General features: G+C 70.1%; 12 protein-coding genes. 5 read left to right on the forward strand and 7 right to left on the reverse strand.

All coding sequences use genetic code 11. From position 1 onward, the window contains the following. From QZ709_RS11815 to QZ709_RS11835, 5 genes are all read right to left on the reverse strand, one after another. Positions 1-1,282: efflux RND transporter permease subunit (locus QZ709_RS11815; protein ID WP_294637501.1), on the reverse strand; the 1,282-nt coding region annotated here is incomplete at its 3' end. A 10-nt stretch (positions 1,283-1,292) separates the two neighbouring features. Beyond that, entirely contained in the window at positions 1,293-2,441 is a 1,149-nt protein-coding gene (locus QZ709_RS11820) for an HlyD family efflux transporter periplasmic adaptor subunit (RefSeq protein ID WP_294637502.1), read from the reverse strand. A gap of 9 nt (positions 2,442-2,450) precedes the next feature. After that, positions 2,451-3,062: a hypothetical protein gene (locus tag QZ709_RS11825; RefSeq protein ID WP_294637503.1), complete on the reverse strand. Its 612-nt coding sequence runs from the start codon at positions 3,060-3,062 to the stop codon at positions 2,451-2,453. 2 nt (positions 3,063-3,064) lie between these two features. Continuing rightward, positions 3,065-4,402, reverse strand: coding sequence for a TolC family protein (locus tag QZ709_RS11830; RefSeq protein WP_294637504.1), 1,338 nt, complete (start codon positions 4,400-4,402; stop codon positions 3,065-3,067). A 149-nt stretch (positions 4,403-4,551) separates the two neighbouring features. Further along, a complete protein-coding gene (locus QZ709_RS11835) occupies positions 4,552-4,701 on the reverse strand; it encodes a hypothetical protein (RefSeq protein ID WP_294637505.1) in 150 nt (49 codons plus the stop codon). Positions 4,702-5,166: 465 nt separating this feature from the next. On the opposite strand from QZ709_RS11835, the gene QZ709_RS11840 reads away from it, so the two are divergent. Genes QZ709_RS11840 through QZ709_RS11860 form a run of 5 tightly spaced genes read left to right on the forward strand, consistent with a single transcriptional unit; the run spans position 5,167 to position 10,326 of the window. Beyond that, positions 5,167-6,933 (forward strand): NAD(P)H-dependent oxidoreductase subunit E, encoded by a 1,767-nt coding sequence (locus QZ709_RS11840; RefSeq protein ID WP_294637506.1) that lies wholly within the window; start codon positions 5,167-5,169, stop codon positions 6,931-6,933. Positions 6,934-6,951: 18 nt separating this feature from the next. Further along, positions 6,952-7,719, forward strand: a complete 768-nt coding sequence (locus QZ709_RS11845) for a 2Fe-2S iron-sulfur cluster-binding protein (protein WP_294637507.1) — start codon at positions 6,952-6,954, stop codon at positions 7,717-7,719. A gap of 7 nt (positions 7,720-7,726) precedes the next feature. Then, the gene (locus QZ709_RS11850; protein WP_294637508.1) at positions 7,727-8,296 is read left to right on the forward strand and encodes an NADP oxidoreductase; all 570 of its coding nucleotides are present in this window, start codon (positions 7,727-7,729) and stop codon (positions 8,294-8,296) included. Between the two features lie 6 nt (positions 8,297-8,302). Continuing rightward, positions 8,303-9,805, forward strand: a complete 1,503-nt coding sequence (locus tag QZ709_RS11855; RefSeq protein ID WP_294637509.1) for a Ni/Fe hydrogenase subunit alpha — start codon at positions 8,303-8,305, stop codon at positions 9,803-9,805. Beyond that, positions 9,802-10,326, forward strand: coding sequence for a hydrogenase maturation protease (locus tag QZ709_RS11860; RefSeq protein ID WP_294637510.1), 525 nt, complete (start codon positions 9,802-9,804; stop codon positions 10,324-10,326). Before QZ709_RS11855 ends, QZ709_RS11860 begins: the two co-directional genes overlap by 4 nt. Here the strand turns inward: QZ709_RS11860 and QZ709_RS11865 are convergent. Beyond that, positions 10,316-11,158, reverse strand: coding sequence for a crotonase/enoyl-CoA hydratase family protein (locus QZ709_RS11865; protein ID WP_294637511.1), 843 nt, complete (start codon positions 11,156-11,158; stop codon positions 10,316-10,318). The two genes, QZ709_RS11860 and QZ709_RS11865, sit on opposite strands and share 11 nt — an antisense overlap. A 102-nt stretch (positions 11,159-11,260) precedes the next feature. Next, complete coding sequence (locus tag QZ709_RS11870) at positions 11,261-13,282, reverse strand: NADPH-dependent 2,4-dienoyl-CoA reductase (protein WP_294637512.1); 2,022 nt, start codon at positions 13,280-13,282, stop codon at positions 11,261-11,263. Positions 13,283-13,289 lie beyond the last annotated feature (7 nt).

The raw sequence follows: 13,289 nt of genomic DNA on the forward strand, positions 1-13,289 counted from the left end.
GTCGTGGCTCGGCCAGCGCGCGGTTCTCCTTCAGCCGCCGCAGCACGTTCTCCACGTCCACCACGGCGTCGTCGACCAGCTCGCCGATCGCGATGGCCAGGCCACCCAGCGTCATCGTGTTGATCGACAGGTCGAACCAGCGGAACACCACCGCGGTGGTCAACAGCGACAGCGGGATGGCGGTCAGAGAGATCAGCGTCGTGCGCATGTTCAGCAGGAAGGCGAACAGCACGATGCCGACCATGATGGCGCCGTCGCGCAGGGCCTCCACCACGTTGCCGATGGAACGTTCGATGAAATCGGCCTGGCGGAACAGGAAGGCCGGCGCATCGATGCCAGCAGGGCGGCTGCGGGCCAGGTCCTCCATGGCTCGCTCCACCTCGCGCGTCAGGCGCACACTGTCGGCCGTGGGCTGCTTCTGCACGGACAGGATCACGGCGGGCCGGCCGTTGTAGCCACCGTCGCCGCGACGCACCGCCGGGGCTTCGAGCACGCGCGCCACCTGCTGCAACAGCACCGGCTGACCGTTGCGCATGGCCACCACCAGCTTGCGCAGGTGGTTGATGTCGGTGGTGCGGCCCAGCTGGCGAATCAGCCACTCACGGCCCTGCGCTTCCAGAAAGCCGCCGCTGGTGTTGCCGCCAAAGTCCTGCAGCGCCCGCTCGACCTCGTCGCGCTCCACGCCCAGCGCCTGCAGCTGCACCGGGTCGATCTCGACGCGGAACTGGCGCACCTGCCCGCCGATGGTGATGACCTGCGCCACGCCTGGCAGTGTCAGCAGGCGCGGCCGCAACACCGTGTCGGCGTAGTCACGCACCACCATCGGGCTGACCTGGGCGGGGTCGGCCGGCAGCGCCAGCAGCAGCACCTCGCCCATGATCGACGAGATGGGGCCCAGTTGAGGAACGACGCCCGGCGGCAGGTTCTCGCGCACCAGGTTCAGCCGCTCGTTGACCAGCTGGCGGTTGCGCAGGATGTCGGTGCCCCAGTCGAACTCGACATAGACCACGGACAGTCCCACACCGGATGTCGATCGCACCCGCGTGACCCCGGGCATGCCGTTCATGCTGGCCTCGATGGGGAAGGTGACGAGTTGCTCGACCTCCTCGGGCGCCATGCCACCCACCTCCGTCATCAGCGTGACGGTGGGCTTGTTGAGATCGGGGAAGACATCGATGGGCATGCGCTGCGCGCTGAAGGTGCCGTACACGACGAGCAGCAGCGCCACGCCGGCCACGAGCAGGCGCTGTCGCAGGCTGAGGTGGATCAGGAAGTCGAACATGTGCGCTCCCTCATCGCACCTGCGACAGCAGACTGGCACCCTGGACCACGACGTGCTCCCCAGCGCTCAGCCCGGTGCGCACCGCCACCTCGCTGGCGCCCAGCGGCTCGTGCTGGATGACGCGTGGCTCGAAGCGCTCGGGTTCGGCATGAACCCAGACGATGGCCCGCCCGGCACCATCGCGCGCCACGGCCGAGGCGGGCACCGCCATGCCCTGCCCCGCAGCCTGGCGGCGCACGATCACGCGCACAGGCTGCCCCACCGACAAGGGCGCGTCGCTGGCCATCACGCGGAACCGCAAGGGCATGGCCTGCCCCTGAAGCTGGCGACCCGCAGGCAGGACGGCCACAGCCACACGCCGTCCGCCCGCCTCGCCCTCGGCCGAGGCGATCTGCCCCGGCAGTGTCAGGTCATAAGCCGGCGCCTCGATGAGCAGCCGCGCCGGGTCCACCACCTCGAACAGCACGGCCTTGGGGTCGACCACCTCGCCAGCCACCACATGGACCAGACCGACCACCCCGTCGGCCGGCGATCGCAGCGGCAGCCGCCCCGTCAGGCTGGACGACACGGCCTGCAGGCGCTCGCGGAGTGCCTGGGCCTCGATGCGGGCCGCCTCGATGTCCTTCGCCGGGACCGAGCCCTCCAGCTGGGTCAGACGGGCGGCACGGCGCTCGGCCAGCGTGACCTGCGCCGAGAGCTCGGCTCGGGTGGCCAGACGGTCCCCACGCTCCAGCGCCGTCGGGGCGGGGATCAGCCAGGCCAGGACCTCTCCCCGTCGCACGCGTTGTCCGACGCTGGGGAAGCCCGCGCCAGCAGGTTCGACGGTGCCTGCCTGCACGGCCTGCACCCGCCCGCCAGCGGCAGGGTCGATGGCCACCAGGCCATTCAGGGTCACGGTGGCAGCCAGCGGACCCGACGCGACCACGCGGGTACGCAGCGCCCACTGACGCTGGGCCGACTTGGGCACGAACACCGCGCCATCGGCCTGCCGGCGGGCCGGTTCACGGGCAGCCTGGCCGGCAGCCGATGCGCCCTGACTCACGGGCACCGCGGTCGGTGCCGGATGCGCATGGTCATCACCACCATGGGCGCGTGCCGCGGGGGATGCCAGCGCCCCGGCCAGGGCCGCGACGAAGATCATCTTGAAGCATGGAATCATGGTCGCTCCTCAGGCAGCATGGGCACGGTCGGCATCACGGCGTCGCCTCATGGCCCCCAGCCCCAAGGCGCCGAGCGCCCCGACGACGCTGCCGGCCACCACCCAAGTCCAGGCAGGAAGGTGGTCGTGCAGCGTGTCGTGGTCGATCTCTTCCGGCCGAGGGTCAGGTACATCGAGCTCGGCACTGAGCAGGTCTTCCACGTCACCGGCCTGCACAGACACGGTCAGCGGGTGGTGGCCGGGCGCGGGAGCGGCGGCCAGCGCCAGTGCGTACACGCCGGGTTCCACCTCAGGCGCTGCAGCGGTCGCCCCCAGCCCTTCGACTTCGACACGCGCCCCGGTCAGCGGCGCATTGGACGCAGCCTGATCCACGTAGATCAGCAGACGCGAGGGCTCGAGCACCGCCACGAGCTCGACCTCGTCGGTGCGCGTGGCGGCGCGGGGCAGCACACCAGGTGGCTGAAGGGCCTCGGCATGGGCTTCGTCACCGTGGTCTTCGCCGCCGTGGGCGCGAGCCGGTGTCACCCCCATCCCGGACAGCCCCATCCACAGCAGGGCCAGCAAAACGCCAGTGCGGCGCCACAAGCCCGAACGCGTCCGGGCAGAAAGGGTCATCATCATGGTCATGGCAGCCTCCCCAAGGCTTGCTGAAGTTGGTCTTGCGCGGCATCCAGGGCGCGGCGCTGCCGGCGCAGGTCACGGTCGGCATCGAAAGCGATGGCCCGGGCGCGCAGCAGGGTGGCCAGGTCCAATTCCCCCAGCGAGAAGGCCTTGTGCAGCAGGCGCTCGCTGTCGGCCGTCATCTCGGCCCGTTCCCGGGCCAGCTGCCAGCGCTGCGCCGCGGTCTGCACCGCTTCTCGGGCTTCTGCCCACTCGGCCTGCAGCCGGCTCGCCACCAGGGCCTGGCGCGCATCGGCCTCCAGCCACTCGGCACGCGCCTCGGCACTGGCCCGCAGGGTGCGGGGCACGGTGCCCAGCGGCACGCTCACGCGCACCCCCACGGTGTTGTCAAAGGACTCGGTCGCATTCTTGCGTTCGCGCACCACCCGCACACCCACCTCGGGCGCCTCCCGGGCTGCGGTCGCCGCCACATCGATGCGGGCTTGGGCGGCCTCCGCGGCCAGCCGGGCGGCCACCAGCGCGGGGTGCTGTTGCAACGACCCGGCCACCGGATCGGCTTCCAGCTCGCCGGCCGTTGCCACCGCTTGGGGCACCTCGGCGTCTCGCAACAGGGGCGGCGCGATGCCTGTGAGAGCCTGCCAGCGCCCCCGCGCTGCACGCAGCACCTGCTGGGCACCGGCCAACTCGCCGCGCGCTGCCAGCCATTCGGCCGAGGCAGCCTGTGCATCGACCCGGGCCAGCTCGCCCGCGCGGTGGCGTCGCGCCACATCCTCGTGCAACGCACGGGCGCTGTCCACGCGGCCTTGCCACAGTGCGACCTGCTCCTCGGCATCGACCGCAGCCCACCACGCCTCGCGCACAGCCTGTGCCACCGCCAGCTTCTGTGCCGCCGCTTCGGCAGCCAGCTGAGCCCGACTGCGCTGATTCAGCGTGCGCCCGGCGTCGCGTTGGCCAGGCCACCACAGCGGCACGCTCAGCTCGGCCTCCCACTCCTGACGCGGTGCATTGCGGCCAGGCTGGTCACTGAGCCGGCCGACACTGGCCGTGGGCGGCGCCGCAACCCAGGCATCGGTGACGCGGGCGTCGGCATCGAGGGCATCCTGCCGCGCAGACTGCGCCCGCGCCCAGGGGCTGCGCTGCCATGCGGCTTCCACCGCCTGGCGCAAAGTCGTGCCGGCCTGCCCGGTCATGGCAACCGGAGCGAGTGGCCTCTCCTGCGCAATGGGGGGTGTGACCTGGGCCAGCGCACCAGCGCACACCAGGGCCCACCACGCAGACAGCGCAGCGCCCCCCGACAGACGGGGCCAACGCCCCCCTGTCTTGATGACAATGGGATTCATGAGCTTCCTTGAAAGCGGATCGAACGCGAGGCATCAAGGAAGCGGCAGCGTGCGGGTGCACCCTCCCGGCGCCCTCACGGGCGGACGGGCCGGTGCAGCCGGACCTCAAGGGCACGGACGGCGCGCGCCGCCCGATCTCGACTGCCGCTTCACGCGGCGTGGATCGGGGGACGGTGCAAGGGCTCGGTCAACGCCGAGCGGAAGGCCGTGCTGGCGCCCGGAACTGGCAACTCCAGCCCATCGGGAACAAGACTGCGCGTCGGGTGGGCGGGCAGCAGGGACACGAGGTGCGACCCCATGCAATGCAGGGCCCCATCGCAATCGGCTTGATCGGCGTCCTGACCGCTGCTGTCATCGCTGTGATCATCACCCTGAGCATGGTGCACGCCACCGTGCGGGCCCGGCACCTTGGCGCCGCCACCCTCCGAGGCGCCTGACCCGCGATCGGAGCGCGTGTCGCCATCATGCTGAGCATGGTGATGTGCTCCCAGCTGGTGCGACAGCGCATGGGCAAGCTGTTCGTCCGTGCCGTTCAGCCCAGGGTGGGTGTGGTGCTCGTCCTACATGCCCGCGTCAGGCAGCACACCGCAAGCCGGCGTGGCCAGGGCCAGCATCGACTGCAGGGGCAGCAGGCAGATCAGGAAGATCGCAAGAAAGCGACGCACGGGGCTTGTCATGAAGGGGCGACAGGGTTGATTGTAGAACCGTGTCGGGGCATTTGGTTCCCTGATGCCGTTGGTCCTGTTTCCGCACCACGTCCCCGCATGTCTGCTCATCCCCCCTCCGCTGCAGCGCTCGACCTCGACGCCCTGCTCGCCGCCTGGCCGGCCGGCCCGGGCGCGCTGCTGCAGGTGCTGCGTGCCGTGCAGGCCCGCCTTCACCATGTGCCCGACACCGTGGTCGACGCGCTGGCCCGCCGCTGGGGTCTGGGCCATGCAGCCATCCGCAGCGTGGTGGGCTTCTATCACTTCCTCAGCAGCACGCCGCGGGGCCGCTACACGGTCTACCTGAGCGACAGCCCCACCGACCGGATGGCGGGCAGCGAGGCCCTGCTCGCGCGTCTGTGCGCCCGGCTCGGCGTACAACCCGAGCAGACCCGCGCCGATGGCCTGGTCTCGGTGCACCGCACGTCGTGCACCGGCCTGTGCGACCAGAGGCCGGCCGGCCTGGTCAACGAACGCCCGCTGGTGCGCCTCACGCCGCGCCGCATCGACGAGATCGCCGACCTGATCCGCACGGCCACCCCGCTGGACGCCTGGCCTGACGATTTCTTCGCGGTCAGCAACCCCGTGTGGCGCCATCAGCAGACGCTGAGCCACCCCATTTCGCCCGGCGCCGCGCTGCAGCGCCTGCTGGCGTCCAGCCTGGAGCAGGGCCGCCGCGACCTGATCGCCACCCTGCGCGAGGCCGGCCTGCGCGGCCGGGGGGGCGCAGGCTTTGCGACCTGGCAGAAGTGGCTGGCGTGCCAGCAGGCGCCCGGCCCCCGGGCCATCACCTGCAACGCCGACGAAGGCGAGCCCGGCACCTTCAAGGACCGCCTGCTGCTGATGGATTGGGCCCACGAGGTGGTGGAGGGCATGACGCTGGCCGCCCTCACCGTCGGGGCGACCCAGGGCTTCGTCTACCTGCGTGGCGAGTACGCCTTCATCGCCCCCCACCTGCAACACGTGCTGAACGAACGCCGCCGCGCCGGCTGGCTGGGGCCGGACATCGCGGGCAGCGGCCACGGCTTCGACATCGCCCTGCATCTGGGGGCAGGCGCCTATGTGTGCGGCGAGGAAACCGCGCTGATCGAATCGGTCGAAGGCAAGCGCGGCATCCCCCGCACCCGCCCGCCTTTCCCCGTCGACCGCGGCTACCTCGGGCTGCCCACGGTCAACAACAACGTGGAGACCTTTGTGCAGGTCGCCCAGATCGCCATGCATGGCGCCGCCTGGTTCCGCGCCCAGGGCACGCTGCAGTCCCCAGGGACACGGCTGCTGAGCGTGGCCGGCGACGTCAGCCGCCCGGGCCTCTACGAGGTGCCGTGGGGCATCACGGTGGCCGACGTGCTGGCCGAATGCGGTGCGGACGACGTGCAGGCCGTGCTCGTGGGTGGCCCGTCCGGCACGCTGATCGACGCCAGCCAGTTGCACCGTCAGATCAGCTTCGAAGACCTGCCCACAGGCGGCGCCTTCACGGTGTTCGACAGCCGGCGAGACCTGCTCGACATCGCCCGCCAGTACACGCACTTCTTCGCGCACGAGTCCTGCGGCTTCTGCACGCCATGCCGGGTGGGCTGCGTGCAACTGGCCGACACCGCCGACCGGCTGGTTCAAGGCCACGCCGGACCGCGCGATGTGGCCCGCCTGCAGGAGACCGGCAGGTTGATGCAGCGCCTGAGCCACTGTGGCCTGGGCCAGACCGCCGCTCACCCCTTGCTGGACGTGATCGCGCACTTCCCCGACCAGGTGCAGCGCCGGCTCGTGCCGGATGCCGACGCCTTCGACCTGGCGGCGGCCACGGTGCGCCTGCCCGTCACACTGCGCTGACACGGCCCCGACATCCCCATGCCCACCTCCACGTCCCCGTCATCCGGTTTCGCGCCCCAGGCCGACGCCCCACCCGCTGGTCCGGTCTTCGAGCTGGATGGCCGCCCCATCCCCTTCACACCCGGACAGACGGTGATGCAGGCTGCCTCCGCGGCCGGGGTGTACGTGCCCCACCTCTGTCACCATGCCGATTTCGAGCCGATCGGCAGCTGCAAGGTCTGCAGCCTGCAGCTCGACACCCCGGCTGGTCCGCGCCACGTCACCGCCTGCACGCTGCCCGCACGCACGGGCCTCGTCCTGCACAACCACACGCCCGAGGTGCAGCACGACCGCCAGCGCCTCGTGCAGATGCTGTTCGTCGAAGGACAGCACCACTGCCCTTTCTGCGAGAAGAGCGGTGCCTGCCACCTGCAGGCCGTGGCCTACCACGTCGGCATGGTCGACACGCACTTCGTGCACGCCACCATGCCGCACTCGGTGGACGCCTCGCACCCCGACGTGTGGCTCGACCGCAGCCGCTGCATCCTGTGCGAGCTGTGTGTGCGCGCCAGCCGCGACGTCGACGGCAAGAACGCGTTTGCCATCGGCGGCCGCGGGGCCCGGACCACGCTGCTCGTCAACAGCGCCAGCGGCCTGCTCAAGGACAGCACGGTGGCCGTCACCGACCGCGCGCTGTCGATCTGCCCCGTGGGCGCGCTGATGCCCAAACGCCAGGGCTTTGCCGTGCCCATCGGCGCACGCCCCTACGACCACGCCGACATCGCCGAACGGCCGGCCGACACCTGAGGCGACCATGTCACAGCCCCTCGCCCCGCGCCCGCTGCGCATCGCCACCTGCTCGCTGGCCGGCTGCTTCGGTTGCCACATGTCGCTGCTCGACATCGACGAGACCCTGGCCGATCTGGTCGACCTCGTCACCTTCGACCGCAGCCCGTTCACCGACATCAAGACGTTGTCAGAAGAGGGCATCGACATCGGCCTGATCGAAGGCGGCCTGTGCAACCACGAGAACGTGGAAGTGCTGCGCGCCTTCCGCGCCCGCTGCCGCGTGCTGGTCGCCGTGGGCGCGTGTGCCATGTACGGCGGCGTGCCGGCCCTGCGCAACGGCATCCCGGTGGCCGAGCTGATGCAGACCGCCTACCTGGCCGAGGGGCTGCACGATCCGCAACTGCCCCGCGACCCCGAGTTGCCCCCGCTGCTCGACAAGGTGCTGCCCGTGCACGAGGTCGTGCCTGTGGACCTGACCCTGCCCGGCTGCCCGCCTCCGGCCGACGCCTTTCGCGCCCTGGTGCTGGCCGAACTCGCCCGACGCACGCCCGACATCGCGACCGAGCTGCCGCTGCACGCCCGCCGCTTCGACTGACCCACCATGCCCCACCCGCTTGAAACCGCCTCTCAGCCCGACGGCCTGCGCCGCGTGGTGATCGACCCGGTCAGCCGCGTCGAGGGCCATGGCAAGGTCACCCTGCTGCTCGACGAACACCGCCGCGTGCAGCAGGCGCGCCTGCACATCGTCGAGTTCCGCGGCTTCGAACGCTTCATCCAGGGCCGCCCATACTGGGAGGTGCCCACGCTCGTGCAGCGCCTGTGCGGCATCTGCCCCGTCAGCCACCTGCTGGCCGCCAGCAAGGCCTGCGATGCCTTCGTGATCGGGCACGCGCGCATCACGCCCACCGCCGAGAAGCTGCGGCGCCTGCTGCATGCCGCACAGGTGCTGCAATCGAACGCGCTGCACTTCTTGCACCTCGCCTCGCCCGACCTGCTGTTCGGCTTCGACGACGCCGTGCCCCACCGCAACGTGATGGGCGTGCTGCAGGACCACCGCGAGCTGGGCCTGCAGGGCATCCGCCTGCGCAAGTATGGCCAGGAGGTCATCCGGCTGCTGACGGGCAAGCGCATCCACGGCACGGGCTCGGTGCCCGGCGGCTTCAACAAGCCCCTGTCGGCCGCTGACCGCGACCTGATGCGCGCCGACATCGGCCAGGTGATCGACTGGTGCGCGCAGACCGTCGACCTGGCGCGCGACCTCTTCGTGCAGCAACTGCCCGAGCACGGCACCTTCGCCGACTTCCCGTCGATGTTCATGTCGCTCGTGCGTGCGGACGGCGCGGCCGACCTGTACGACGGCGCCCTGCGTGTGACCGACGCGGCAGGCAACCTGGTGGTCGACCAGGTTGACGTGCGCGGCTACGACGCCCTGATCGGCGAGGCCGTCAAGCCGTGGACGTACATGAAGTTCCCCTTCCTGCGCGCACACGGCCCGGACACGGGCTGGTATCGCGTGGGCCCGCTGGCCCGCATCAACAACGCCACCTTTCTCGACACCCCACGGGCCGAAGCGGCCAGGCAGGCCTTCAAAGCCTGGGGCGGCGGGCGGCCGGTCACGGCCTCGCTGGCCCAGCACTGGGCCCGCATGATCGACACGCTGCACTGCGCCGAAGCCATCGCCCACCTGCTGGATGACCCGGCGCTGCTCGGCACCGACCTCATGGCCACCGGCACGCCGCTGCACGAAGGCGTGGGCGTGATCGAGGCGCCCCGCGGCACGCTGATCCACCACTACCGCATCGGCGAAGACGACCTCATCACCCACGCCAACCTGATCGTCTCCACCACGCACAACAACACCGCGATGAACGAGGCCGTGCGCCAGGTGGCCGCGCAGTGTTTCGATGGGCGCGAGCTCACCGAAGGCCTGCTCAACCGCATCGAGGTGGCCATCCGCGCCTACGATCCCTGCCTGTCGTGCGCCACCCACGCGCTGGGCAAGATGCCGATGCGGCTGGAACTGCGCGATGCCGACGGCGCCCTGCAGGACGTGCTGCTCAAGCACGAGGACGGCAACCTGGAACGACCGGAGCTCGCCGAATGAGCCTGTGGGATCAGCCTCCCGATCGCGCGCCCCTGCTCGTCATTGCCATCGGCAACCCCGCGCGGGGCGACGACGGCATCGGCCCTGCGCTGGCCGATCGGCTGCAGGCGTGGCTCGCTTCACAGCCATCCACGCTGTCCGATCAGATCGAGGTGCTCACCGCCATGCAACTCTCGGCAGAAGATGTGCTGGACCTGACCGACCGCACGCACGTGCTGGTGATCGACGCCCAAGCCACCCCGTCCCCGCATCCCGCATGGACCGCCGTGACGGCCGCCCCCGAAGGCCCGGCCTGGACCAGCCACCACCTCACACCGGCGCACCTGCTGAGCCTGTACACCCGGCTGTTGCAGACCGCACCGCCGCCCTGCACCGTGCTGTCGGTGCCCGGGTCGGACTTCACGCTGGGCGCCCCCTTGTCCGAGGCCGCCCGCCTTCAGGTCGACCTCGCATGGCGCGCGCTGCAGGCCTGGCTGGCCCCGCACCTCGCTCGCCTTGCGAACGGCGCACTCAGTCCTTGAACTGCGGGGGCTGCTTGGCCATCCCGGCCATCATCGCCGCCGTCAGGTCGGTCGACATCAGCATGGCCGCGTTCCACGTGGCGATGTGGTTGAGCCCGTCGGCCACCGAGTGGTCACGGCTGTAGTTCAGCATCTCCTTCGTGCCACGGATCGACAGCGGCGACTTGGCCGCAACCTGGGCCGCCACCTCGCGCACACCGGCCTGCAGCGCCTCGTGGCTGTCGAACACGCGGTTCACCAGCCCGATCTCGCGCGCCTCGGTGGCCTCCACGCGGCGGCCCGTGTAGGCCATCTCGCGCACGATGCCCTGGTTGCCGATCAGCTTGGGCAGGCGCTGCAGCGTGCCCACGTCGGCCACCATGCCGATGTCGATTTCCTTGATCGTGAAGTAGGCATCGGCCGAGCAATAGCGCATGTCGGTGCAGCTGATCAGGTCGACTCCGCCGCCAATGCAGCCACCGTGGATCGCGGCGATCACCGGTTTGCGGCACCGCTCGATGCTGGTCAGCGTGTCCTGCAATTCGAGGATCAGCTGGCGCAGCTTCTCACGCATGCGGCCATCGCAGTCGTCCTTGATCTGGCCCTGCAGCCCCATCATCATCGACAGGTCGATGCCGGAGGTGAACAGGCGCCCCTCCCCTTCGATGATGGCCACCCGGGCCTCGGGCGTGCGGTCCACCCACTGCATGGCGCTGCGGATGTCCTGCCACATCGCCCAGTTCATCGCATTGGCCTTGTCCGGCCGATTCAACGTCACGGTGGCGATGTGGTCCGCCAGGGTGACGCGCAGGGTTTCCAGGGTCGGTGGGGTCAAGGTGTTTGTCTCGCTCATTTCGTGATCCTTACCGGGCCCCGCTCGGGGCCCGGACACTGACACCGTGCGGCCAGGTCACCGGGCATGCCGGATCGCCCTGCCGCACGCCATGCGTGCGCCTTACAGCGCTGCAGCCACTTCAGTGCCCTGCTTGATTGCGCGCTTGGCGTCCAGCTCGGCGGCCACGTCGGCCCCGCCGATCAGCGTCACCTTCACGCCCGCCGTCTGCAGGCCTTCCTGCAGCGCACGGAACGGCTCCTGGCCGGCACACAGCACCACGTTGTCCACCGGCAGCACGGTCTGCTGCCCGCCCACCGTGATGTGCAGGCCCTGGTCGTCGATCTTCTCGTAGGTGGCGCCCGCGATCATCTCCACATTGCGGTTCTTCAGCGAAGTGCGGTGGATCCAGCCCGTCGTCTTGCCCAGGCCGTCGCCCACCTTGCTCGTCTTGCGCTGCAGCAGGTACACCTGGCGCGGCGGCGTATCCAGCTTCGGCGCCTTGATGCCACCGCGCTCGGCGTAGCTCGTGTCGATGCCCCACTCGGCATAGAACTTCTCGGGCACCAGCGAGGGGCTTTCGCCTTCGTGCGTCAGGTACTCCGACACGTCGAAGCCAATGCCGCCCGCGCCGATCACGGCCACCGTCTTGCCCACCGGCTTCTTGTCACGCAGCACGTCCAGGTAGCTCAGCACCTTGGGGTGGTCCACACCCGGGATGGCCGGCGTGCGCGGCGCCACGCCCGTGGCCAACACCACCTCGTCGAAGCCGCCGTCGATCAGGTCCTGCGCCGACACGCGGGTGTTGAAGCGTGCCTTCACACCGGTCAGCGCCAGCTGCTTGCGGAAGTAGCGCAGCGTCTCGTAGAACTCTTCCTTGCCCGGGATCTGCTTGGCGATGTTGAACTGGCCGCCCACATCGGCGTCGGCCTCGAACAGCGTCACATCGTGGCCGCGGCTGGCGGCCGTGGTGGCACACGCCAGACCGGCAGGGCCGGCGCCCACCACGGCGATTCGCTTGGACTGGCTGGTGGGTTCGATGACGAGTTCGGTTTCATGACAGGCACGCGGGTTCACCAGGCACGAAGTGATCTTGCCGCTGAAGGTGTGGTCCAGGCAGGCCTGGTTGCAGCCAATGCAGGTGTTGATTTCATCGGCCTTGCCGGCTTCGGCCTTGACCACGAAGAAGGGGTCGGCCAGCAGCGGGCGGGCCATCGACACCATGTCGGCGCAACCGTCGGCCAGCACCTGCTCGCCCACTTCCGGCGTGTTGATTCGGTTGGTGGTGACCAGCGGGATGCCGACCTGGCCCTTGAGCTTCTTCGTCACCCAGGCAAAGGCGGCGCGCGGCACGCTGGTCGCAATCGTCGGGATGCGGGCCTCGTGCCAGCCGATGCCCGTGTTGATCAGCGTGGCGCCGGCCGCCTCGACGGCCTTGGCCAGCTGCACCACTTCGTCGAAGCTCGAGCCGCCATCCACCAGGTCCAGCATCGACAGGCGGTAGATCAGGATGAAGTTCGGGCCGACAGCCTCGCGCGTGCGGCGCACGATCTCCACCGGGAAACGGATGCGGTTCTCGTAGCTGCCGCCCCACGCGTCGGTGCGTTGGTTGGTGCGCGCGGCAATGAACTCGTTGATCAGGTAGCCCTCCGAGCCCATGATCTCGACACCGTCGTAGCCGGCCTGCTGGGCCAGCTGGGCGCAGCGCACGAAGTCGGCAATCGTCTGCTCGACTTCGGCCGTGGTCAGCTCGCGCGGGGGCATCGGCGAAATCGGCGCGCGGATCGGGCTCGGGCCGACCAGCTCGGGGTGGTAGGCATAGCGCCCGAAGTGCAGGATCTGCATCGCGATCTTGCCGCCGGCCGCGTGCACGGCCTCGGTCACGACGCGGTGCTGCGCGGCCTCCTCTTCGGTGGCCAGGCGGGCACCGCCGGGATAGGGCCGGCCCTGGTCATTCGGGGCGATGCCGCCCGTCACCATCAGCGCCACACCGCCCCGTGCCCGCTCGGCATAGAAAGCGGCCATCCGTTGGAAGCCGTTCTTGGCCTCTTCCAGACCCACGTGCATCGAGCCCATCAGGACACGGTTGCGCAGCGTGGTGAAGCCCAGGTCAAGCGGTTGAAGCAGGTGGGGGTAAGCGGTCATCGGGGTC

The sequence above is a fragment of the uncultured Aquabacterium sp. genome (assembly GCF_913773725.1).
GTDB lineage: Bacteria > Pseudomonadota > Gammaproteobacteria > Burkholderiales > Burkholderiaceae_C > Aquabacterium.